General features: G+C 49.9%; 27 protein-coding genes. 25 read left to right on the top strand and 2 right to left on the bottom strand.

Translation table 11 applies throughout. From position 1 onward, the window contains the following. Window positions 1-22: 22 nt before the first annotated feature. The 11 genes from KNO69_RS09560 (at window position 23) to mnhG (ending at window position 8,998) form a co-directional block, all read left to right on the top strand. On the top strand, window positions 23-601 hold the full coding sequence (locus tag KNO69_RS09560; protein WP_074037553.1) for a fatty acid metabolism transcriptional regulator FadR: 579 nt from the start codon (window positions 23-25) through the stop codon (window positions 599-601). Between the two features lie 79 nt (window positions 602-680). After that, on the top strand, window positions 681-1,454 hold the full coding sequence (locus KNO69_RS09555) for an electron transfer flavoprotein subunit beta/FixA family protein (RefSeq protein WP_078146521.1): 774 nt from the start codon (window positions 681-683) through the stop codon (window positions 1,452-1,454). A 14-nt stretch (window positions 1,455-1,468) separates the two neighbouring features. Further along, a complete protein-coding gene (locus KNO69_RS09550; RefSeq protein ID WP_214817528.1) occupies window positions 1,469-2,434 on the top strand; it encodes an electron transfer flavoprotein subunit alpha/FixB family protein in 966 nt (321 codons plus the stop codon). A gap of 107 nt (window positions 2,435-2,541) precedes the next feature. Then, a complete protein-coding gene (trxA, locus tag KNO69_RS09545; protein WP_015881090.1) occupies window positions 2,542-2,856 on the top strand; it encodes a thioredoxin in 315 nt (104 codons plus the stop codon). A 347-nt stretch (window positions 2,857-3,203) separates the two neighbouring features. Continuing rightward, window positions 3,204-5,645, top strand: a complete 2,442-nt coding sequence (locus tag KNO69_RS09540) for a Na+/H+ antiporter subunit A (protein ID WP_214730771.1) — start codon at window positions 3,204-3,206, stop codon at window positions 5,643-5,645. Further along, window positions 5,617-6,054, top strand: coding sequence for a Na(+)/H(+) antiporter subunit B (locus tag KNO69_RS09535; RefSeq protein WP_015881092.1), 438 nt, complete (start codon window positions 5,617-5,619; stop codon window positions 6,052-6,054). The genes KNO69_RS09540 and KNO69_RS09535 overlap by 29 nt, the downstream gene beginning before the upstream one ends. Further along, window positions 6,054-6,395 carry a Na(+)/H(+) antiporter subunit C gene (locus KNO69_RS09530; RefSeq protein ID WP_015881093.1) on the top strand — a complete coding sequence of 114 codons (342 nt, stop codon included), beginning with the start codon at window positions 6,054-6,056 and terminating at the stop codon, window positions 6,393-6,395. The genes KNO69_RS09535 and KNO69_RS09530 overlap by 1 nt, the downstream gene beginning before the upstream one ends. Beyond that, a complete protein-coding gene (locus tag KNO69_RS09525; protein WP_214684768.1) occupies window positions 6,388-7,872 on the top strand; it encodes a Na+/H+ antiporter subunit D in 1,485 nt (494 codons plus the stop codon). The genes KNO69_RS09530 and KNO69_RS09525 overlap by 8 nt, the downstream gene beginning before the upstream one ends. Before the next feature lie 7 nt (window positions 7,873-7,879). Next, window positions 7,880-8,365, top strand: a complete 486-nt coding sequence (locus KNO69_RS09520) for a Na+/H+ antiporter subunit E (protein WP_015881095.1) — start codon at window positions 7,880-7,882, stop codon at window positions 8,363-8,365. Next, window positions 8,365-8,661: a Na(+)/H(+) antiporter subunit F1 gene (locus KNO69_RS09515; RefSeq protein WP_078146524.1), complete on the top strand. Its 297-nt coding sequence runs from the start codon at window positions 8,365-8,367 to the stop codon at window positions 8,659-8,661. Before KNO69_RS09520 ends, KNO69_RS09515 begins: the two co-directional genes overlap by 1 nt. After that, window positions 8,639-8,998: a monovalent cation/H(+) antiporter subunit G gene (mnhG, locus tag KNO69_RS09510; RefSeq protein ID WP_015881097.1), complete on the top strand. Its 360-nt coding sequence runs from the start codon at window positions 8,639-8,641 to the stop codon at window positions 8,996-8,998. Before KNO69_RS09515 ends, mnhG begins: the two co-directional genes overlap by 23 nt. Before the next feature lie 42 nt (window positions 8,999-9,040). Here the strand turns inward: mnhG and KNO69_RS09505 are convergent, their stop codons facing one another. Continuing rightward, on the bottom strand, window positions 9,041-10,354 hold the full coding sequence (locus KNO69_RS09505; RefSeq protein ID WP_214687784.1) for a dihydrolipoyl dehydrogenase family protein: 1,314 nt from the start codon (window positions 10,352-10,354) through the stop codon (window positions 9,041-9,043). Window positions 10,355-10,424: 70 nt separating this feature from the next. On the opposite strand from KNO69_RS09505, the gene uvrC reads away from it, so the two are divergent. Further along, the gene (gene uvrC, locus KNO69_RS09500; RefSeq protein WP_214684764.1) at window positions 10,425-12,215 is read left to right on the top strand and encodes an excinuclease ABC subunit UvrC; all 1,791 of its coding nucleotides are present in this window, start codon (window positions 10,425-10,427) and stop codon (window positions 12,213-12,215) included. Then, window positions 12,212-12,988, top strand: a complete 777-nt coding sequence (locus tag KNO69_RS09495; protein ID WP_214687786.1) for an aminoglycoside adenylyltransferase domain-containing protein — start codon at window positions 12,212-12,214, stop codon at window positions 12,986-12,988. Before uvrC ends, KNO69_RS09495 begins: the two co-directional genes overlap by 4 nt. A 25-nt stretch (window positions 12,989-13,013) precedes the next feature. Here the strand turns inward: KNO69_RS09495 and KNO69_RS09490 are convergent, their stop codons facing one another. Continuing rightward, entirely contained in the window at window positions 13,014-13,406 is a 393-nt protein-coding gene (locus KNO69_RS09490; protein WP_251030919.1) for a YslB family protein, read from the bottom strand. Window positions 13,407-13,628: 222 nt separating this feature from the next. On the opposite strand from KNO69_RS09490, the gene KNO69_RS09485 reads away from it, so the two are divergent. The 12 genes from KNO69_RS09485 (at window position 13,629) to tig (ending at window position 23,551) form a co-directional block, all read left to right on the top strand. Next, complete coding sequence (locus KNO69_RS09485; RefSeq protein ID WP_214687790.1) at window positions 13,629-14,246, top strand: succinate dehydrogenase cytochrome b558 subunit; 618 nt, start codon at window positions 13,629-13,631, stop codon at window positions 14,244-14,246. Window positions 14,247-14,262: 16 nt separating this feature from the next. Beyond that, window positions 14,263-16,020: a succinate dehydrogenase flavoprotein subunit gene (gene sdhA / locus KNO69_RS09480; RefSeq protein ID WP_015881103.1), complete on the top strand. Its 1,758-nt coding sequence runs from the start codon at window positions 14,263-14,265 to the stop codon at window positions 16,018-16,020. 8 nt (window positions 16,021-16,028) lie between these two features. Then, window positions 16,029-16,817 (top strand): succinate dehydrogenase iron-sulfur subunit, encoded by a 789-nt coding sequence (gene sdhB, locus KNO69_RS09475; RefSeq protein WP_193343274.1) that lies wholly within the window; start codon window positions 16,029-16,031, stop codon window positions 16,815-16,817. Window positions 16,818-16,825: 8 nt separating this feature from the next. Next, window positions 16,826-17,266: an acyl-CoA thioesterase gene (locus tag KNO69_RS09470; RefSeq protein WP_074032771.1), complete on the top strand. Its 441-nt coding sequence runs from the start codon at window positions 16,826-16,828 to the stop codon at window positions 17,264-17,266. A gap of 74 nt (window positions 17,267-17,340) precedes the next feature. Beyond that, the gene (locus KNO69_RS09465) at window positions 17,341-17,604 is read left to right on the top strand and encodes a phosphocarrier protein HPr (RefSeq protein ID WP_015881106.1); all 264 of its coding nucleotides are present in this window, start codon (window positions 17,341-17,343) and stop codon (window positions 17,602-17,604) included. 112 nt (window positions 17,605-17,716) lie between these two features. Next, window positions 17,717-18,520, top strand: coding sequence for a glutamate racemase (gene racE / locus KNO69_RS09460; RefSeq protein WP_270812475.1), 804 nt, complete (start codon window positions 17,717-17,719; stop codon window positions 18,518-18,520). Further along, window positions 18,513-19,262: a ribonuclease PH gene (gene rph / locus KNO69_RS09455; RefSeq protein ID WP_211781495.1), complete on the top strand. Its 750-nt coding sequence runs from the start codon at window positions 18,513-18,515 to the stop codon at window positions 19,260-19,262. The genes racE and rph overlap by 8 nt, the downstream gene beginning before the upstream one ends. After that, a complete protein-coding gene (locus KNO69_RS09450) occupies window positions 19,259-19,849 on the top strand; it encodes an XTP/dITP diphosphatase (RefSeq protein ID WP_015881109.1) in 591 nt (196 codons plus the stop codon). Before rph ends, KNO69_RS09450 begins: the two co-directional genes overlap by 4 nt. Before the next feature lie 5 nt (window positions 19,850-19,854). Beyond that, window positions 19,855-20,367 carry a metallophosphoesterase family protein gene (locus tag KNO69_RS09445; protein WP_015881110.1) on the top strand — a complete coding sequence of 171 codons (513 nt, stop codon included), beginning with the start codon at window positions 19,855-19,857 and terminating at the stop codon, window positions 20,365-20,367. Between the two features lie 226 nt (window positions 20,368-20,593). After that, window positions 20,594-21,007: a group I intron-associated PD-(D/E)XK endonuclease gene (locus tag KNO69_RS09440; RefSeq protein WP_078146531.1), complete on the top strand. Its 414-nt coding sequence runs from the start codon at window positions 20,594-20,596 to the stop codon at window positions 21,005-21,007. A gap of 250 nt (window positions 21,008-21,257) precedes the next feature. Next, window positions 21,258-22,169 carry a hypothetical protein gene (locus KNO69_RS09435; RefSeq protein ID WP_214730783.1) on the top strand — a complete coding sequence of 304 codons (912 nt, stop codon included), beginning with the start codon at window positions 21,258-21,260 and terminating at the stop codon, window positions 22,167-22,169. 89 nt (window positions 22,170-22,258) lie between these two features. Then, on the top strand, window positions 22,259-23,551 hold the full coding sequence (tig, locus tag KNO69_RS09430; protein ID WP_015881112.1) for a trigger factor: 1,293 nt from the start codon (window positions 22,259-22,261) through the stop codon (window positions 23,549-23,551). Window positions 23,552-23,675: the final 124 nt, after the last annotated feature.

Here is a 23,675-nt window from a genome sequence, read left to right as displayed (position 1 = left end):
AACGGTAAGGAGCTTGGGGTTAATGACAAATCATATTTCGAAAAGTGACCGAATCATTGATGCGGCGGTCAAAGTAATTGCCAATCATGGCTATCACGGTGCAAAGGTGACAGCCATCGCCAAAGAGGCGGGTGTCGCGGACGGCACAATCTATTTGTACTTCAAAAACAAGGAGCATCTCTTAATCGAATTGTTCCAAGCGAAGATGGGGCTGTTCATCGACTACTCGAAACAACAAATCGAGAGCGAGACGTCAGCCGGGAGTAAGTTGTATCAGTTGATTGAATCACATTTAAAGCAACTGTCGGCCGATTACGACCTCGCCGTCGTGACACAAATCGAACTGCGGCAGTCGAACTTGGTACTTCGCCAAAAAATCGGAGAAGTGCTAAAACCGTATTTGAACTTAATCGATTCTGTCGTCAAACATGGAATCGAGACAGGAGAGTTTGACAAGGATTTAGACTATCGACTCGCCCGTCAAATGATTTTCGGCACGATCGATGAGGTTGTGACGAGTTGGATGGCGAGCGGCTTCAAGTATGATCTGTTGTCGACGCTTCCAAATGTGCACCATATGTTGAAAAAAGGGCTTACGTAACAGTGAGCCCTATCACTAGCTCAAAAAATGAATGCTGATTCATGAATGATGGAAAGAATTGACTAAAGGGGGATCAACCATGAATATTTTTGTTTTGCTGAAACGTACGTTTGATACTGAGGAAGCAATTCAGCTCGAGAATGGGGAAATTCAAGAAGACGGCGCTGAGTTCATCATCAACCCGTATGACGAATATGCGGTCGAAGAAGCGATTCAAAAACGTGACGCACTCGGGGGAGAGGTCACGGTCGTCACGGTAGGACCAGAAGATGCGGACAAAGAATTACGTACAGCACTCGCAATGGGTGCGGACAAAGCCGTTCGCATCTCAATCGAGGACGATGTCGAGGATGCGGATCATGTCACGATTTCAAAAGTTCTCGCCTCATACTTGAAAGAACAGGACGCAGACCTCATCTTCGCAGGAAACGTGGCAATCGATGGCGGTAGCGGACAAGTCGCGCCACGAGTCGCAGAACTTCTCGACATGAACTACGTGACGACGATCACGGCTCTTGAAATCGATGGCACGACGGCAACGGTCACACGTGACGTCGAAGGGGACACGGAAGTCATCGAAGTCGCACTACCACTTCTCGTAACGGCACAACAAGGGTTGAACGAGCCGCGTTACCCGAGCTTGCCAGGAATCATGAAGGCGAAGAAGAAACCGCTCGAAGAACTCGAACTCATGGACATCGATCTCGATGAAGATGAAATCGAAGCGAAAATCGAGACGATTGAACGATTCTTGCCAGAAGAGAAGAAAGCCGGTCGCATCCTTGAAGGCGATATGTCGACACAAGTGAGCGAGCTCGTACAACTTCTTCGCACGGAAGCGAAAGTCATTTAAGGGGGAGATCATAGATGAAAGCTTTAGTACTCGCAGAAGCGCGTGAAGGCGCGTTACGTAACGTATCATTCGAAGCCATCGCTGCGGCGAAGCAATTGACAGACGATGTGACGGCAGTCGTGATTGGGGATCACGTGCAATCACTCGCACAAGAACTCGGGGAGTATGGTGCAAGCCGTGTCCTCGTCGTCGAAGATGATCGCCTCAAGCATTATACGCCAGACGGCTACGGACAAGTGCTCCGTCAGTTGATCGAGCAAGAAAATCCGGAAATGATCGTCCTCGGACATACGGCTCTTGGGAAAGACATCGCACCGAAACTTGCGGCACGTCTCGATGCCGGACTCATCAGTGATGTTGTCTCGATCGAAGGGACAGGACGCGACGCAGAGTTCGTTCGCCCGATCTACTCAGGGAAGGCGTTCGAGAAAGTGAAGTTCAAAGATTCGGTCATGTTCTTCACAATCCGTCCAAACAACATCGATGCACTTGCACGTCAAGCGGGCGCGAGCGTCTCTGTTGAAACGCCGGTGGTCGAATTGAAAGACCTCGCGATGATCGTCAAAGAAGTCGTGCGTAAGGCGACTGGGAAAGTAGATTTGGCGGAAGCGAAAGTTATCGTCGCAGGTGGACGTGGCGTGAAGAGCGAAGATGGATTCAAACCGCTTGAAGAGTTGGCTGAGCTTCTCGGAGGCGCGGTCGGTGCTTCACGTGGAGCATGTGACGCTGACTACTGCGATTACGCACTTCAAATCGGACAGACGGGTAAAGTCGTCACACCAGACCTCTACATCGCATGTGGGATTTCAGGAGCGATTCAGCACTTGGCTGGGATGAGTAACGCGAAAGTCATCGTCGCCATCAACAAGGACCCAGAAGCAAACATCTTCAGCGTGGCAGACTATGGCATCGTCGGCGACTTGTTCGATGTCGTCCCGATGTTGACAGAAGAGTTCCGTAAGCACCTCGTCAATAGCTAATAAGCAAAACGTTTTGGGGTTGTTACCCTCCGTGGTATACTCTGAACATGAATTGCATGAGAGTTCTTTACCAGGACTCTCTCATCTTATTGGGGAGGTTTTTACAAATGGCTATTAAACACGCAACGACTCAATCGTTTGAACAAGATGTAAAAGAGGGCGTCGTCCTCGTAGATTTCTGGGCAACTTGGTGTGGACCATGTCGCATGATCGCGCCAGTTCTCGAAGAACTCGATCAAGAAATGGGTGACCAAGTCCAAATCGTGAAACTCGACGTCGACGAAAACCCTGAAGTCGCAGGTGCTTTCCAAATCCAAAGTATCCCGACACTCATGATGTTCAAAGATGGCGAGCCTGTTTCGAAAACAATGGGCTTCCAACCAAAAGAAGCATTGAAAGAGTTTATCGCGACAGCACAATAATTGCGTAGCAGCCGATTGAGATCGGCTGCTTTTTTGTTTTGCGGAATAGAAAAGAAGGAAAAGGACAGGCAAGTAGGGAATAAGTTGAGTTATTCCACGCACCCTCAATCCGGTCATATTCCGATACATAACGTCTGATTTCAAAATTTTTTTTGAAGAAATTCCGTCGGCTTCCTTCATATTTAACAGATTCGGAATTTTGACGGGGGAGCGCTTGAACTGGAAGCTTTTATCATGGAAACAGACTGAAAATTTACGCTATACTCATGAGGAAGACATGATGGAGTCAAGTGACCTTACTTTACGGCTCAATCTATTGTACGACTCTGTTCGAAGGAGGAATTTTCTTGTCGCTGTTACATTTAGCTATTTTGTTGCCGCTTCTTGCGGCACCATTCATCCCGCTTTTGTTCCGGGGGATGAAACAAATTCATACAGGCTGGTTCGTCTTGATCGTTCCGGTCGTGCTCGTCACCTACTTCGCCGGATTCATTCCGATCACGAGTGCAGGGGACGTCGTGACAGAGACGATTGCGTGGATGCCGTCCCTCGGGATTAACTTCACGGCATACGTCGATGGACTCAGTCTCTTGTTCGCGCTTCTCATCACGGGAATCGGCGCACTTGTCGTCCTCTATTCGATTTACTATTTGAATAAGGACAAAGAGTCGCTCGGGCATTTTTACGTGTATCTCTTGATGTTCATGAGTGCGATGCTCGGGGTCGTTCTCTCGGACAACATGATTGTCATGTATATGTTCTGGGAGCTCACATCGATTTCTTCATTCCTATTGATCGGGTACTGGTATGAGAAAGAACGTTCACGCTATGGTGCGCAGAAGTCGATGCTTCTCACCGTGTTCGGTGGATTGTCGATGCTCGGAGGGATTGTCTTACTCGAATCGATGGTCGGTTCGTACAGCATTCGCGATATGGTCGCGAACTCGGGCGTCATCGCCGAGAGCCCATTCTTCCTCGTCGCGATGATTCTCATCTTGCTCGGGGCGTTCACGAAGTCAGCGCAGTTCCCGTTCCACATCTGGTTGCCTGACGCGATGGAAGCACCGACTCCGGTCAGTGCGTACCTCCACTCAGCAACGATGGTCAAGGCGGGTCTCTACCTTGTGGCCCGCATGAGCCCGGTGTTCCAAGAATCATCCGTCTGGCTATGGACGATAGCCGGAGTTGGGATGTTCACGATGTTCTGGGGTTCATTCAATGCCGTGAAGCAGACCGACCTGAAGGGAATCCTAGCGTTCTCGACCGTCAGTCAACTCGGGTTGATCATGTCACTCCTTGGACTCGGAGCGGCGGCGCTCCACTATGACGGTATGGATGATAATATCTTTATGGTCGCGACGATTGCGGCGATCTTCCATTTGATCAACCACGCGACGTTCAAAGGCTCGCTCTTCATGATGGTCGGGATTGTCGACCACGAGACGGGCACACGTGACATTCGTAAACTCGGTGGTCTGATGACCGTCATGCCGATTTCATTCACGGTCGCCGTCATCGGTTCGTTATCGATGGCTGGTCTTCCGCCATTTAACGGATTCTTGAGTAAAGAGATGTTCTTGAAGGCGACGACGAAAGTCTTCTCGGCCGACTTCTTCGCGCTCGATACGATTGGGATTCTACTCCCGATCATCGCCTTCGTCGGAAGTGTGTTCACGTTCATCTACAGCATCATGCTGTTCACACGGACGTTCATGGGCAAGGCAAAGTTCGATCAATTGCCGAAACAACCGCATGAGGCGCCGATTGGCATGTTAATCTCACCGGTCATCCTTGCACTTCTCGTTGTCGTGCTCGGGTTCTTCCCGAACGTCTTGTCGAACTCGCTCATCAAACCAGCCGTCGAGTCGATCTATCCGACACTCGTCGCACAAGGGCAAGAAGTCGATGTTCACATCTACTTCTGGCACGGTTTGACACCAGAACTCTTCATGACGATCGGGATCGTCCTTCTCGGTTCATTGCTGTTCTGGCAAATGGGTAAATGGATAGGCATCTACAACCGCATCCCACATCGTCTGACGCTCAACGGGATGTACGACGGTACGCTCGTATGGTCGAACAAGGCGGCATATCGCTTTAAGGACAACTACATGACTGGATTCATCCGGTCGTACTTGATCTATATTTTCGTCTTCCTCTCAGGCATGATGCTCTTCAGTATCTGGTGGTTCGACATGTACCGCTTCTCGTTTGAGAACCTGGCTGAGATTGCACCGTATGAATATGTGCTCGGAGCCGTCGTCATGCTAGCGGCGCTCGCGATTCTCTTCATGAAGTCGCGTCTCCCGTCCATCATTCTCCTTGGGGTCGTTGGTTACGGCGTGGCACTGTTCTTCGTCTTCTTCGGTGCACCGGACTTGGCACTCACGCAGCTCGTCATCGAGACGGTCTCGGTCGCATTGTTCTTGCTCGTCTTCTATCACATGCCGGACATCAGCAAGAAGGAAGTTCGGATGCGTTTCAAAGTCGGGAATGCTATCGTGGCTGTTCTCGTCGGGACGACCGTGACGCTTCTCAGCTTCATGGCACTCACAAACAAATCGCTCACCTCGATCTCAGAGTATTACAAAGAGAACGTGTATGAGCTTGCAGCAGGTAAAAACATGGTCAACGTCGTTCTCGTCGACTTCCGTGGATTTGATACCTTGTTTGAAATCGTCGTTCTCGGGATTGCAGCTTTCGGGATCTACACGATGATTAAATTTAGAACAACACGACGTACGAAAGGAGAAGGTGAACATGAAGCAAAACAGCAGACGCGTCAATGACGTCATTTTGCAGACGGCCGCGATTATCATTTTCTTCATCATTGTCATCTTCTCCATCGACTTGTTCTTTGCCGGTCACTATTCACCAGGTGGAGGATTCATCGGTGGATTGATGACATCCGCGGCACTCGTCTTGTTGCTACTCGCATTTGATTCGAAGACGCTTGCGAACGTGCTCCCGATCGACTACCGTCTCATGACGGCGACCGGATTACTGATTGCACTCGCGACAGGTCTTCACTCCGTATTCTTGGGTCGTCCGTTCTTGACGCATGCTTACGGGAAGTTCGACTTACCACTTCTCGGTGAACAGACGCTCCATACGGCGATTGCGTTCGACTTAGGGGTTTACCTCGTAGTTATCGGAATCACGTTGACGATTATACAAACGATTGGAGAGAGTGAATAATGGAAATCTTCGTTAGCATTATCATCGGTGTCCTGACGATGTGTGCCGTCTATCTTGTTCTCTCAAGAAGTTTGTTACGCATCATCATCGGCACTGCCTTGTTCAGTCACGCGGCACACCTTCTCGTCTTGACGACGGCAGGTTTGAAGACTGGGGCTGCCCCTGTCCTCGTCGACGGTGTGACTGAATTCACAGACCCGTTACCGCAAGCGCTCGTCTTGACGGCAATCGTCATCAGTTTCGGGGTGACGGCGTTCTTCCTCGTACTTGCTTACCGCACGTACCAGGAGCTCAGCACGGACAATATGGAAGAAATGAAAGGAACAGAATCGTATGATTAACTTACCGGTCTTTCCAATCGTCATTCCTGCGCTTGCGGCCATCCTTATGATGTTTATGCCAAAACGGGTCCAGCTGCAGCGCGTGATGGCTCTTGGAGCTTTAGTTATGACGGCGATCGTGTCACTCTTTCTCGTGCATACGGTCTCCACGGAGGGAATTCAAACCCTCAACCTCGGGAACTGGCAAGCGCCGTTCGGCATCACGCTCGTATCGGATATGCTGTCAGCCCTACTCGTGACGACGTCGACTCTTCTCACGCTCTTCATCGTGTGGTTCGCCGTCCATTATTTCTCAGATTCATATGAAGGCAACTACTTGTACATCTCGATGCTGTTCTTGCTCGTCGGGGTGAACGGTGCCTTCACGACAGGTGATATTTTCAACTTGTTCGTCTTCTTCGAGGTCTTCTTGATGTCCTCATACGTGTTGATTGTACTCGGTGGACGTGGCGTCCAGTTACGTGAATCAATCAAGTACTTGCTCGTGAACATCATCGCCTCGGCGCTCTTCGTCATGTCGGTCGCCTTGCTTTACGGAGTCACAGGCACGCTCAACTTGGCGGACTTGGCGATGAAGATCCCGCTCGTCGATAACCCGGACGTCATCACCGTCATCGGTGTGCTGTTCGTCATCGTCTTCGGGATGAAAGGGGCACTCGTCCCACTTCACTACTGGCTCCCTGGAGCGTACGTGGTCGCACCGACTCCGATTCTCGCCATGTTTGGGGCACTCTTGACGAAAGTAGGGGTGTACTCGATCTTGCGGACGTACACGCTACTGTTTGACGGGAACGGTGAATTTTTACAGACGTTCCTCATGGTGCTCGCTGTCCTCACCATCTTCATCGGGATGACAGGGGCCATCGCCTATAACGACGTGAAGTTGATCATCATCTACAACATCATGATCGCGGTCGGGGTCATCTTGTACGGAATCTCGGTCAATACGCAGACGTCCCTTGAAGGGTCACTCTACTATTTGATTCACGACATGATCATCAAAGCCGTTCTCTTCATGCTCGTCGGGATGATGATCGGGATCACCAAATCCGGTCAACTCCGCGATATGGGTGGACTCATCACCCGTTTCCCGCTGTTCGGATGGACGTTCTTCGTCGCAGCGCTCTCGCTCGCTGGGATTCCGCCACTTAGTGGATTCTTCGGGAAATTGTTGATCGTCTCAGGCGGGATGGACGAAGGGGAACTGTTCGGACCACTTCTCGTCCTCTTGTCGAGTCTCTTCGTCCTCTATTCGGTCATGAAGATTTTCTTGAACGGGTTCTGGGGCGAGGCGAAGCGCGAGTATGATGGACCGCTCGTACCGTATACGAAGCGTTTGATCGTGCCGGTCTTCTTGTTGCTCATCATTGCGGTCGCATACGGATTTGGGGCAGAAGCCATCCATCCGTATATCACGCAAGCGATTGAGCCGCTCGTCAATCCAGAAATCTATATCGATGCCGTGATAAAGGAGTGAATGACAGATGGCTTATCAACTATTGATTAACTTTTTCTTGGCGTTCATCTGGATGTTCCTCACGGGATCGTTCACAACGAGCGGATTCTTCGTCGGGTATCTACTTGGCTTACTCATCTTGTTCATGATGCGCCGATTCTTTAAATCTAGTGGAGGCGGCTTTTACTTCACACGCGTCTGGCGTCTGTTTAAACTGCTGCTCATCTTCATCCGTGAATTGTTCCTCGCGAACTTTGAGGTACTGCGTCTCGTCCTTAGTCCGAAGTTGAAAATCCAACCAGGGATTTTCCGCTATGAGACGTCGCTCGACAAAGGATGGAAAGTCAGCTTGCTCTCGATGCTGATCACGCTCACACCAGGGACGCTCGTCGTTCAGGTGTCAAAAGACAATTCCGTGCTCTATATCCACGCACTTAACATGCCGGATAAAGAAGCGTTACAAAAAGACATTTATGATAACTTTGAATCAAGCATTAAGGAGGCGACAGAGTGATGGATTTACTAGACATTCTCATCTACATCTCGCTCGCCATTCTCTTGCTTGCGATGTTGATGATGTTGTATCGTGTCGTCAAAGGACCGACGACGGCAGACCGAGTCATCGCGCTCGACTCCATCGGGATCGCGCTTATCTCGGTGATCGCGTTACTATCGATTCTGCTCGATACGACTTTGTATTTTGAAGTCATCTTGCTACTCAGTATTTTGGCCTTCATCGGAACGGTGGCGTTCTCGAAATTCTTAGAGAGGGGAGAGATTATCCAACATGACCGCGACAATGATCTTTGATCTCATTACCGGCATCTTCACGATCATCGGCGTCTTCTTCACCGTCGTCGCCGCGATCGGTCTCATCCGTCTCCCAGATATTTATTCGAGAACACACGCTGCCTCAAAGAGTGCGACACTCGGTGTCATGTTCGTTCTCTTTGCAGCCGTCCTTCACGTATATGTCGATGAACGGGTGTTTGATGCAAGACTCTTGCTCGGTCTCTTCTTCGTCCTCTTGACAGCTCCTGTTGGGGGTCACCTCATCTCGCGTGCGGCGCACGCGAAAGGTGTTCCACTTTGGGAGAAGTCGTTACAAGACGCGCTGAAAGAAGACAAGGACAAAGGAATCGAATAAGTAAAAGACGGGATTCGCCACGAGGCGAGTCCCGTCTTTTGTTTAGATGAGATAGGTCAGGTCGGAGGCGGCGGTCGGATAGGCGACTTCTAAGTGCTTCACATGTTGATGCGACAGTTTGTTCTGTATAATGTAAGAGAACAGGTTGATAAGTTCTGGGGCATGATGACCAATCAAATGAGCCCCGATGACGTGCCCTTCTGCACTTAGTAACACTTTTGAATATGCGGTTGTGTCATTGATTCGTGAATAGGTGAGGAAGTGCGACATGTCCGTTTCTTTCACGTCGAAGTCAATGCCCTCCGCTTCCGCTTCCTCGACCGTAAGACCGACTTTGGCAATCGGTGGTGTCGCATAGACGATGGTCGGGGCCGGACGCTCAGGGAGTGACCTTGTATTCCCGTGAAGCATATTGAGTGCGGCGAGGCGCCCTTCCTGACCGGCGAATGGAGTGAGTTCGGGATTTGAACTGTTAGCGACGTCGCCTGCGGCGTATATGTTTGGGTTACTTGTTTGCAGATGCTCGTTCACATGTACACCGCGATGATCAGCTGTGACACCTGCCGCTTCAAGCCGAAGTCGCTCGATGTTTGGAATTCGTCCTGTAGCGTTAAGGACAACTCCTTCTAGGGTAGAGTCATCTGATAACGTTAAGACGTTGCTATCGATTCGTATTGGCTCGACACCATGTCGGACGGTGATGCCGATTCGCTTCGATTCTTCGATGAGCCGGTGGACGACGTTCGGGTCGAATGCCTTCAACGCATGTGAACGAATGAGGAGTGTCACGTCGCTTCCGAATCGTCGGAAGATATGGGCGAATTCAAAGGCGATATAGCCTCCCCCCACGATATGAATCGATTCAGGCAACGCGTCGAGGTCGAACACATCATCGCTCGTGATCGCCAGTTCGCCACCTGGGATATCGAGAGGGCGGGGCGTTTGACCCGTAGCGATTAAAAATTGATTGGCAGAGAGCTCGTGACCATCGATGACGATTGAATCCTCATCGATAAAGTGAGGCTCTCCCTGATATAAGTCTATGTTCATCTCATCCCAATGCTGTTTTTTGGATGTTGGGATAGAGAGGCGGTACTCATCAATCCGCTTTTTAAAGGACGACCAATCCAGTGACAGGCTTCCTTCGATGCCAAGCTCACGCATACGTTCCGTTCGGGCAAGGAGTTCTGCTCCTTCGGCAAGCATCTTCTTCGGGTCACATCCGCGTTGAGGACATGTTCCCCCGAACGTCCAATTCTCAATGATGGCGATCTCTTTACCGGCTTCGCGTAAAATGGAAGCGGCTTGACCCGCTGCGGAGCCGCTACCGACAATGATGACATCGTATCGTTTCATACTATAAAATCCTCCTCTGGCGAGATATCACACTCTTTTTCCCGTCCAGGAGGAAGCTAAACTGAGGTGAATGGAATTGAGTCATACCGACCACATTAAACATAAATTAGCGCTGCTCCCGGACGAGCCGGGTTGTTATCTGCATAAAAACGAATATGGTGAGGTCATCTATGTAGGGAAGGCGAAAAACCTCAAGAATCGGGTCCGTTCTTACTTCACGGGCGCACACGACATCAAGACGATGCGTCTCGTCGCAGAGATTCGTGACTTCGAGTACATCGTGACGGCGAGTGAACTCGAGGCGTTATTACTCGAAATGACGCTCATCAAAAAGCACGACCCGAAGTACAACATTCGCCTCAAAGACGACAAAACGTACCCATATATCAAGATTACGAACGAACCATATCCGCGTCTATTGACGACGCGGAAATTGAAAAAAGACGGCGGACATTACTTCGGACCGTATCCGAACGCCTATGCGGCGAACGAGACGAAACGTCTACTCGATAAACTGTATCCGCTGCGGAAATGTCAGCCGATGCCTAAGAAACTCTGTCTGTATTATCATATCGGGCAATGTTTAGGTCCTTGTGAGCTGGCGGTCGATACGGATTCGCAAAAAGAGATCGTCAATGAGATCCGGCGCTTCTTGAACGGGGAGACGGCTGAAACGCTCACGAAGCTGAACGTCGAGATGGGACGTGCCGCTGAGGATATGCAGTTCGAGCGGGCGGCTGAACTACGCGATCAAATTCGAGCAGTCGAATCGATTATGAACAAACAGAACATGATCACGGCCGACCCGACGGCCCGTGACGTCTTCGGCTATACGCTCGACCGAGGCTGGATGTGCGTCCAAGTATTCTATATGCGTGGCGGGAAGATGATTGAGCGAGATGTCTCGCTCTTCCCGATGCATGGAGAGCCTTCGGAAGAACTCGAAAGTTTCATCGTTCAGTTCTATGAACAAAACGTCGTGCCAAAAGAAATTCTCGTACCCGAGACGGTCCGGCTCGATTTACTGAATGACGCCATCGGAACGAAAGTGATGCAGCCGAAACGAGGGGCAAAGAAACAGTTGCTTGATTTAGCAACGAAGAATGCGACAATCGCCTTAAACGAGAAGTTCGAGTTGCTCGCCCGAGATGAAGAGCGGACGTTGCTCGCGATGCGTGAACTCGGGGAAGCAATCGGCATCCCCAACTTGTCACGTGTCGACATCATCGACAACGCGAACATCCAGGGGGCGGACGCCGTGTCGGCGCTCGTCGTCTTTGAAGACGGGAAGCCACTCAAAAAAGAATATCGGAAATACAAGATTCGGACGGTTCAAGGACCGGATGATTACGAGACGATGCGTGAAGTCGTCCGTCGACGATTCCGCCGTCTTTTGACGGAAGACAAGCGATTACCCGATCTCCTACTGATCGATGGGGGGATTGGACAATTAAACGCGGCGCTCGACGTCATCCAAAACGAGTTCGGGCTCGACTTGCCGGTTGGCTCGCTCAAAAAGGATGACCGACATCGAACGAGCCAACTGTTATTCGGGGAAGGTGGGGGCGTTGTCGAGCTGCATCCACGCTCGAGCGCTTTTTATCTGTTGCAGCGGATGCAAGATGAGGTCCACCGGTTCGCCATCACGTTCCACCGCAGCTTACGGACGAAGAAGATGACGAAGTCGATCCTCGATGAAATTCCGGGTGTCGGTCCGAAACGCCGTCAACAGCTTATCCGCCATTTCGGGTCGATGAAACAAATCCGTCTGGCATCACTCGAACAATTGAAGGAAGCGGGATTGCCGGAAAAATTAGCGGAGACCGTGCTTCAGTACGTGCACGAGGAGACGGATGAATGAGACAGATTACGACAGACGTGGAGAATACAATCGCTTCATTCGTGAGAGCGATTGATGAATTTCTACCAACCGTTCAGCATATATATATTCATGGATCATTAGCGATGGGTGGTTTTCATCCGAAACGAAGTGATGTAGATTTGTTGCTCGTCGTATCAAACGCATTGACTCGGGAGGATCGACAAAAACTCATCGACTGCTGTCTCTCGTACTCCAACGAAGCATATCCGCTCGAACTGAGCATCATGACGATGGCGCAGCTAAAAGATTGGTATCATCCAAGTCCTTTTGAGTTTCACTATAGTGAAGGGTGGCGTTCACGTTTTGAAGAAGCTAGTAGGGAAGAAAGAACCGAATTGCAACAAGGATTCACCGATCCTGATTTGGCGGCTCACGTCCAAGTGATTTTAGAGCGTGGTATCACATGGCGAGGGCAACCACTTCATAAACTCCTTTCTGGATTCGATTCAGCTCATTTTTCTGATGCGATTCGAGCGGATGCGCTCGACTGTCTTGACTCGATTGAAGAACAGACGGTGTATAGCGTATTGAACTTGATACGTGGCCTGGCCTATGAACAAGAACGTGTTCTGCTCTCAAAACAAGAAGCACTCCATTGGTTAGTGAATAACGGACATTTTCCAGGAAATATTGTCGAAGTTGTTCGTAAGGCGACTCGGAGCTATGAAGGGGGAAGTGTGACGTTTCATCGACAAGAACTCAATGAATTCCGTCGCTACATGCGTCAACAACTTCAGCGGAAACAAAAATAAGAGTCGATGCGTTTGGCATCGACTCTTATTCGTAGTCGTCTTTCCGGTCTAGTTGGACGGTGATTTGGACAGCTTTTCGGGTTGGATCGGCATACCCTTCCGCGACGCACTGGAAACGACCTGCAATCTGTTCGGCTAAAAATCCAGCTTCAAGCTGATAGTATCCTGTCGCTTTGGCCTGAGTCGCAGGTGGTGGGATCAATTCATATGTAAACTTGCTCCCACGTTCCTTCTTGAGTGTCAACTCGCCCCAACCTGCCTCTGCGAAGAAAGCAGTCAGTTCATCGTCGGACATCGTCGGGAATTTACGGGCGACCCGTTTTCCTGACCAATAGATGACTTGGGCGTAATCTTCGCCAAGCAAATCCGTCAACACATAGTCGCGAAGCAGTTCAATCGCGAAAATTGGTTGGCTCATCGTTTCCATTCTATCCCATCACTCCAATCTCTCTATATCATTATAACGACCAATTGGAATTTGGTCATCCTGTATTTTTGAAAAGAATGTGGCACAAATCGGCTAGGTTGTCTTGTCATACAATTTTCACAAGAGTAGAATAGGAGACAGAAAGCTATATCTGCATTTGAAAACGCTTTTATTGACAATACGAGCCAATGCTCGTGAAAAGGGGGAACTAGAATGGCAGCGCATCGTGACTACTTCAGTCGTAAAGTCCATTCGCTACTTGGGGTCATTCCAATCGGTTTGTTTTTGATCGTCCATTTGTCGGTCAACTACTACATCGTCGATGGGGTGGAGTCATTCAACAAAGCAGCAAAATTCATGGCGAACTTACCGTATTTGTACTTCCTTGAAGTGACAATTATCGCATTGCCGATGATTTTCCACGGGGTGTACGGCGTGTACTACGCGTTTCTCGGGTCAATCAACTCGAATCGCTATTCATACGCGCGCAACTGGTTGTATCTCTTCCAACGCTTCACAGGAGTTTTCCTCGTGATCTTCATCGCTTGGCACGTTTGGGAAACGCGTCTTGCGAAATTGCGCGGGGTAGAAGTCAATGCGGAGATGATGCAAAACATCGTCGACAACCCGCTCATGTTGATCTTCTACATAGTCGGAATCCTTTCGGCTACGTTCCACTTCGCGAACGGTCTTTGGTCGTTCTCGATCACGTGGGGTATCACACAGTCACCTCGTTCGCAACGTCTCATGAGCTACGTATCAGGTGTCGTGTTCTTGGCACTATCTTTTGTCGGCATCCGTTCGATTTTGACGTTTGCAGGCATCTTGTAATTAGGGGGAATTTTACATGGCAAATCAAAGTTTGATCGTCATCGGTGGCGGTCTAGCTGGACTCATGGCGACAATCAAGTCGGCAGAGATGGGTGTTCCGGTAAAACTATTCTCGCTTGTACCGGTCAAGCGTTCACATTCAGTTTGTGCCCAAGGTGGGATTAACGGGGCCGTCAACACGAAAGGGGAAGGTGACTCTCCTTGGCAACACTTTGACGACACGGTCTACGGAGGCGACTTCCTCGCCAACCAACCGCCTGTCCAAAAGATGGCGGAGAATGCTCCGAAAATCATTCACATGTTCGACCGGATGGGCGTCATGTTCAACCGTACGCCAGAAGGTCTCTTAGACTTCCGTCGTTTCGGTGGAACGCTTCACCACCGTACGGCATACGCCGGAGCGACGACAGGACAGCAACTTCTCTATGCACTCGATGAGCAGGTTCGTCGTTACGAAGCGCAAGGTCTCGTCGAGAAGTATGAGGGCTGGGAGTTCCTTCGCGCCGTCATCGACGAAGAAGGCATCTGCCGCGGTGCGGTATGTCAAGATTTGCGCTCGATGGAAATTAAAGCGTTCCCATCGGACGCGGTCATCTTGGCGACAGGTGGCCCAGGGGTCATCTTCGGTAAGTCGACAAACTCGGTCATCAACACAGGACAAGCAGCGGCAGCGGTTTACCGCCAAGGCGCGGTTTACGCGAACGGGGAGTTCATCCAGATTCACCCGACGGCGATTCCAGGGGATGACAAACTTCGTCTCATGAGTGAATCGGCTCGTGGAGAAGGTGGACGTGTCTGGACATATAAAGACGGGAAGCCATGGTACTTCCTCGAAGAAAAATATCCAGCTTACGGAAACCTCGTACCGCGTGACATCGCGACACGTGAGATCTTCGACGTATGTGTCAACCAAAAACTCGGCGTCAACGGCGAGAACATGGTCTACCTCGACTTGTCCCATAAAGATTCGAAAGAACTCGACATCAAACTCGGTGGGATCCTCGAAATCTACGAGAAATTCGTAGGCGACGACCCGCGTAAAGTACCGATGAAAATCTTCCCGGCAGTCCACTATTCGATGGGCGGACTATGGGTCGACTACGATCAGATGACGAACATTCCAGGACTCTTCGCAGCCGGTGAATGTGACTACTCGATGCACGGTGCGAACCGTCTAGGTGCGAACTCTCTTCTTTCAGCCGTTCATGGCGGAATGGAAGCAGGGCCTGCGGCAGTCAACTACATGCGTGGTCTCGATCAAGCGACAGAAAGCGTTTCAGAAGCGCTCTTTAACTTCAACGAACGTGAAGAAATCGAGCGATTCAACAACATCCTTGCGATGGATGGAACAGAGAATGCGTATCAGATTCACCGTGAACTCGGTGAACTCATGACGGACAACGTCACAGTTGTTCGCTACAATGACAAACTTGAAGCGACCGACAAGAAAATCCAAGAATTGCGTGAACGTTTCCATAAGATTTCAGCTACGGATACGGCACGTTGGAGCAACCAAGGGGCATCGTTCATTCGACAACTCGACCACATGCTCGACCTCGCACGCGTCATCACACTTGGCGCGCTCAAGCGGGACGAGAGCCGTGGTGCCCATTACAAACCGGAGTTCCCGGAACGTAATGATGAGCAGTTCATGAAGACGACGATGGCACGTTACAAAGATGGGGAAGTCGATATCTCGTATGAAGACATCGATGTTTCGTTAATCCCGCCACGTAAACGGGATTACTCGAAGAAAGGGGCGAAGACGAAATGACGACGCCAATGCAATCTGAACAAAAAGACATCCGCTTCATTATCGAACGCCAAGATGGACCGGATCAAGCGACGTATACGGAAGAATTCACGGTACCATACCGTCCAAACATGAACGTCATCTCGGCATTGATGGAAATCCGCCGTAACCCGGTCAATGCGAACGGGGACAAGACGACACCGATCAACTGGGACATGAACTGTCTTGAAGAAGTATGTGGTGCCTGTTCGATGATTATCAACGGGAAGCCGCGCCAGTCGTGTACGGCACTCGTCGATAAACTCGAGCAACCGATTCGTCTTGCACCGATGAAGACGTTCCCGGTCATCCGTGACCTTCAAGTCGACCGTCAACGCATGTTCGACGCGTTGAAAAAAGTGAAGGCGTGGGTTCCAATCGATGGCACATACGACCTCGGTCCAGGACCGCGTATGCCGGAGAACAAACGTCAATGGGCGTACGAACTATCGAAATGTATGACATGTGGTGTTTGTCTTGAAGCGTGTCCGAACGTGAACGACAAATCGGACTTCATCGGTCCAGCGGCGATTTCGCAAGTCCGACTCTTCAACTCACATCCAACAGGTGCCTTCCACGCGGAAGACCGCCTCGAAGCACTCATGGAAGACGGCGGCATCATGCAATGCGGAAACGCACAAAACTGTGTCGAAGTTTGTCCGAAGGGCATCCCGCTCACGACGTCAATCGCTTCGATGAACCGTCAAACGACGCTTCACTCGTTCAAACAGTTCTTCGGTAGTGACAAAGGTCGCACCGGTTCTGCGGTCGAGGCGTAAGCGAGCCGATGACCAAGTACTTTCGAGAGCCAGGTTGGGAAACACGTGTCAAAGCAGGTGTCGCGCTCGATGTGAAAGTCCGCTTTTCGGAGTGCGACCCGTATGGTCACATGAACAACACAATTCCGTTCATCTATTTCGAAGATGCCCGGATCGAGTTGTTAGAGGCGACAGGATTCTCTTTAAAGGACGGATTCGTCGTCGTCGCCGATGCGCAATGTGACTATGTTCGACAAGTCATGCCACGTCAACAGCTGACTGTGCATGCCAATATCTTGACGGTCGGAAACACTTCATGTGATATTCATTACGGGGCATATGACGGAGAGCAACTCCTTTTCGCCGGACGGACAAGCCTCGTTCATTTAACGAAGGAAGGTCGTCCTACGGAATGGACTCCGGAATATAAAAACCGCTTGCAGAATTTTTGCGAATCCGCTATCATTTGATAATGAGTTCACAAACAAAAATTATTCTGCTGGTTCGCCTGTAGAATTGAATTTTGAAGGGAGACCATCATCTCATGGAAAAAACGTTCACAGTCGTTGCTGATTCAGGAATTCACGCTCGTCCAGCTACTCAGTTAGTTAACACAGCTTCTAAGTTCCAATCAGACATCAACCTCGAGTACAATGGTAAAACAGTTAACTTGAAGTCGATCATGGGTGTACTTTCACTCGGTATCGCAAAAGATTCTACAATCAAGATCACTGCTGAAGGTGAAGATGCAGAAGAAGCAATCAACACGCTTTCTGACATGCTCACTAGCGAAGGTCTTGCTCAGTAATTCGGGTAAGGGACGAGGCGCCACTGGCGACCTCGTCTTTTTTTGTCATGGGAACGTTTCTTTTTCCGTCCGAGGTTTTTTGGTAAGATAGGTGAGAATGGAAGTGATGAAAATGAAACGAGCGATTGGAGTCCTCGATTCAGGAGTCGGCGGGTTGACGGTAGTCAAAGAATTGATGCGCCAACTCCCTAAAGAAGAGATCGTCTATATCGGAGATACTGAGCGCTGTCCGTACGGGCCGCGTCCGCACGATGAGATTGAAGCATATACATGGGAATTGATTGAATTTTTATTGAAGAAAGACGTTAAAATGATTGTCATCGCCTGTAATACGGCGACAGCGGTCGTATTGAAGGAGGCGCGCAAACGTCTCGACATCCCGGTCATCGGTGTCATCGACCCGGGTGCCCGCGCGGCTGTCAAAGGAACGCGCAACAAGCATATCGGTGTCATCGGTACGAAGATGACGATTGAGAGCGGTTCATATGAGAAGGCGTTACGTCACGTGGCAGGTGAGGTCGATGTGTATTCACTCGCGTGCCCACCGTTCGTCCCGCTCGTAGAGGCTGGAGAAGTGTCTGGAGAGCGCGTGCGACAAGTGGTGGAGGAAACACTTCGTCCACTTCAACCATCCGAGATGGATACGTTGATTCTCGGTTGTACGCACTACCCACTCCTTGCCCCAGTCATTCAAGATGTGGTCGGACCGGACGTCCACCTCATCTCATCAGGTGACGAGACGGCGCTTGAAGTGGCTGCGATGCTCGATTATCAGGAACTTGAGAATGGATTGGATGCAGTCCCGGCACATGCCTTCCATGCGACGGGTGATATCGACCTATTTGACCGACTCGCGAGCGAATGGCTCGGGCGTCCGGTTCATGCGGAGAAAGTCGAGGTGACCGGCATTGCGTGATACGAGACGATTTGATGAACTGCGCCCAGTCGAGATTGTGCCGCACGTGAACAAGCATGCGGAAGGGTCCGTATTGATTTCAATCGGCGATACGAAAGTCATTTGTACCGCGACTGTGGAGGAGCGGGTACCGAATTTCCTTCGCGGAAAGAAGCAAGGGTGGATCAATGCAGAATATGCGATGCTCCCACGGGCGACGGGAGACCGTACTGTCCGGGAATCGGTACGTGGAAAACAATCGGGACGAACGATGGAGATTCAGCGTCTGATTGGCCGGTCGCTCCGCTCTGTCGTGGATTTAGAACGTCTCGGTGAACGGACGATTTGGGTCGACTGCGACGTCATTCAAGCGGATGGCGGCACTCGGACGGCTTCCATCACAGGTGGCTTTTGCGCGCTCGTGTTGGCCGTCGATCGCTTGATTCGCCAAGGGAAACTTGAAGATACACCGATTAAAGAAGGGGTGGCCGCGATTTCGGTCGGGCGAACGGACGAGCTTGTCTTAGACTTGGATTACCTAGAAGATGCTGCGGCAGAGGTCGATATGAATGTCGTCATGACGGCAAGCGGACGATTCGTCGAAGTACAAGGTACAGGGGAAGAGGCGACGTTCACGCTACAAGAGATGAACGAGATGCTCGCGCTCGCGCAACACGGCATCGAATCATTATTCAAGACGGCGGAAGCGGCACTCGGTGCTTCTTGGTGGTACGTCGGAGAACGTTCGGAGGAGACATTATGAAGTTGATCATTGCGACACACAATCCTGGAAAAGTGAAAGAACTCGAAGGAATGCTGACGCCGCTCGGGTTCGAGGTCGAATCACTACTCGACTATCCGGATGCACCAGAGACGGATGAGACCGGCACGACGTTTGAAGAGAACGCGGCGTTAAAAGCGACGGAGGCGGCAGCTTACTTTGGGCATGCCGTCCTCGCGGACGACTCCGGTCTTGAAGTCGACGCACTTGACGGGGCACCGGGAGTATATTCAGCCCGCTTTGCAGGTCCAGAAAAGTCAGACGAGGCAAACAATGCACTTCTTCTTGAAAAATTGAACGGAGAAACGAATCGTACGGCTCGTTTCGTCTGTGCGCTCTGTCTCGCAAAACCGAGCGGAGAGACGTTGACCGTTCGTGGAACGATCGAAGGGACAATCGGTTATTCCCCACAAGGCGAAAATGGCTTCGGATACGATCCACTCTTTATCGTCCCATCGCTTCATAAGACAGCGGCCGAGTTGGAGCGTGACGAGAAGGCGGTCGTCAGCCACCGTGGACAGGCACTACGAAAACTGGAGGCAGAAATCATACCATTCATGAAAGGATGAAGCTTATGCGTTTTCTAATAGTGAGTGATAGTCATGGTTTGACCGAAGAGTTGACGACGATTTTTGAAAGGCACGAGGCGGAAATTGATGACGCCTTCCATTGCGGGGATTCACAACTCGCCCTTGTCGATGAACATTTGTTACCTTATCGAACGGTTCGGGGGAATTGTGATTTCGGTGGAGATCTTCCCCTCGAACGCATCGAGACGACGGATGCCGGTACGATTTTAATCGTTCACGGGCACCATCATGACGTCAAATTTGATTTGAACCGTCTACGGTATCGAGCGGAAGAAGTGGGAGCGAATGTCGTCTTGTTCGGTCACTCGCATGTGGCGGGTGCGCTGATCGAGGACGGGGTTGTCTACATCAACCCAGGTTCGATTCGCATGCCGCGAGGACGAACGGACAAAACGTATGCGTTACTCGATCTCGAAGCAGGGGAAGCAACAGTGCGTTTCTATCGTTCAGAAGACGGTTCTCACGTCGAAGACTTGGACATCTCAGGAAAACTATGAGTTTGGAATGGGAAATCGATTGACAGGAAACCATTTTTCTATTATAGTTTTCATGTCAATGTCCCAATAGCTCAGCAGGATAGAGCAACGGCCTTCAAGACAAATAGGAGCCTTTATAGGGAAACAGAAACCTATAAAGTGGACGACACTATATCGGTGAAGCCTTAACAGATGATGCTGATGGTAATACCGAGGAAACTTACGATCTCTTAAGGAGTGATGTTTTATGTATCATCACACAAAAAGTAAGGGAGATTTAGGTGTTTTAAAGGCTCAAGTAGATTTATATCAAAAAGGGTTTATGATTTTGTTCCCTGCAACTGAACATGCACCGTTTGACTTAGTTGTTTACAAAGACAACCAGTTTAAACGGATTCAAGTTAAGTACAGAGAACTAAACACAAACGGGGTTCTAAATGTTCGGTTTCGTTCAAGCTATAGTACCGCGAGTGGAGTTCAGACGCGGTTTATAAACAAAGATGAAATTGATGTATACTGTGTATATTGTCCACAGACTGATACCTGTTATTACTTTGAACCGAATCTTTTTGAAAAATCTATTTCATTGAGGGTAAAAATACCAAAGAATAATCAAAAGCAAAATATTCTTTTTGCAGATGATTATCGTGAGGTTCCGTAGAGACTACACGTGTCGCACCTGAAACGGTGAAGATATAGTCCAGACTACAAACAACACGATGTTGGTGACGAAAGTCATGGTGGTAAGCTAAGCCGTCGGTCGGGGGTTCGAATCCCTCTTGGGACGCTTCCATTAAAATAGAGACGCTCTCTACGGAGAACGTCTCTTTTTTCATTTTCCGGGAAATCGATTGACAAGGAATCGCGTCCTAACGGAAGATGAAGGGGAATGGAAGAGAGGGTGAGGGAAGATGGAGAAGGAAAAGGATCAGGACTATCCGTTCCCTGGGAATTGGGCGCGTCTGCATAAGATGATTCAGGAGGCAGATGCTTCTGGGGAACGACAGCGGATCGAACCGATTTTATGGGATTGGTATCAGACGATTCCAGGTGACCCGTTTATTTTCATGGAAATCTTCCAATGTGCAATGGAACGGCCGGACGACCCAGAGACACTCGAGAAGCTGCAGGAACTCGTCAGCATCCATATGTCCGAGGCGGAAGAACCGGCCTCAGGAGGGTTGCAGATTGCGCAGTATTACATCATGCGGGACCAACCGTTTGAAGCGGCGCACTGGATCAACCAGTATCTCGAATGGCAGGACAAGAAGGATACGGTCAACACACAGGCACATCAGGTACTTCAAGTGTTGAAGATGACCGAGTTTCCGGCGGCAATTGCCAAGTTGAAACGAACGCTGACACGAGGGAGTACGGGGGAACAGATTGAAGCATTACAACATGTTCACTTTCAAATCGACCCGGTGCTCGACAATGTGCTACATGAACTGCTCGTGTCGGAGCGTCCGAAGCTCGTCAAACTGATCGTGTTGGAAAAAGCGTTCGCCGAACTAGATGTCATCGAATGGACGGATGGGGACGTTTCGAACAAGATGACACGAACAGAAGCAAAAGCGCAGATTGAAACATGGGAGAAGACCGTCTTTTCACTTCAAAAATCAGTTGAAGGCGATGAAATCGGGACCCAGCTGATGATGAATTACATGTATACGCATTATCCGTATGTGCCGGCCGAAAAAGCAGATGTGGAACAGGCGCTCGTACAGGCGAAACAAGCGATTTTACATGACGAATCAGTCGACGGTTTAGCTGCGGAGATTTTAGAGGCGGATCTTCGCTTTACACAGGCGTTATTAGACTAAATCCTTGTGTGCTTACCGAGGATTTATGCTATAATACGGATTGTTGTACATTTTTGTACGGTATAAACGAATTGTTGGAGGGACTTAGCATGACAGCAAAATGGGAAAAAACATCAGGTAGCCAAGGCGTACTCACGTACGAAGCTCCTGCAGAAGCTTTTGATAAAGCAGTTGACGCCGCATTTAAAACAGTCGTCAAAGACTTGAACGTGCCTGGCTTCCGTAAAGGGAAATTGCCACGCCCAATGTTCAACAAAATGTATGGAGAAGAAGCACTCTATCAAGATGCGCTCGACATTCTCTACCGCGACACAATCCAAGGTGCGGTTGAAGAAGCTGGTTTCGAACCAATCGCGCTCGAAAACATCGATGTAGACGGCACGCTCGAGAAAGGCAAACCAGTCGCTTTCAAAGTGACATTCGTGGTTGAGCCAGAAGCTGAGCTTGGCGAATACAAAGGCCTCGAGTACGAAGCTGTTTCAACTGAAGTAACAGAAGACGAAGTAACAGCAGAACTTGAAGCACTTCAACAGCAAGGCGCAGAACTCGCTGTTAAAGAAGGTGCAATCGAAAACGGCGATACAGCTGTATTTGATTTCGCAGGTTTCGCTGACGGTGAGCAGTTCGAAGGCGGCACAGCTGAGAACTACACACTCGAAATCGGTTCTGGTCAATTCATCCCAGGATTCGAAGAGCAAATGATCGGCATGACTGCTGGTGAAGAAAAAGACGTTGAAGTAACATTCCCTGAAGAGTACCACGCTGAAAACTTGGCGGGTAAACCAGCGACATTCAAAGTCAAACTTCACGAAGTCAAAACAAAACAAGTTCCTGAACTCGACGACGAGTTTGCAAAAGACATCGACGAGTCTGTTTCGACACTCGACGAGTTGAAAGCAAGCATCCGTGAGCGTTTAGAAGCTGGTAAGAAACAAGAAGCTGAAGGTACAATGCGCGACCAACTCGTAGAGCAGGCAACTGCTAACGCGACAATCGACGTACCGGAAGTTCTCGTTGAACAAGAAGTAGACCGCATGGTACAAGAATTCGGTTCACGTGTATCTTCACAAGGAATCGACCTTAACATGTACTTCGAGCTCACTGGTACTTCTGAAGAAGCAATGCGCGAAGAGATGAAAGAGCAAGCTGAAGAGCGCGTAAAAGCTCGTCTCGTCTTGAAAGCAATCGCTGACAAAGAAGCAATCGAAGTATCTGACGAAGATGCTGAGAAAGAGCTTGAAGAAATGTCTAAACTTTACAACATCGCACCGGACCAACTCCGTACGATGCTCGCTCCGCAAGGCGGCCTTGAGACACTTAAAGGTGACCTCAAATTCCGTAAAGCGATCGACATCCTCGTTGAAAACGGTAAAGCGAAGTAAGCTGATATTCGAAAGGACGACTGCCTAGCGGTCGTCCTTTTTTCTGTCACAGCACATTGCATGTGTAATTCTTTGAAGTCGCAATATGTTCATGCTACAATTATTTCAACGCAGAGATGTAAAA

This window comes from Exiguobacterium sp. s131 (genome assembly GCF_018617345.1).
GTDB lineage: Bacteria > Bacillota > Bacilli > Exiguobacteriales > Exiguobacteriaceae > Exiguobacterium > Exiguobacterium profundum.
Note: the sequence above shows the minus strand (reverse complement) of the source record. Positions and strands in the feature narration are given on the sequence as shown.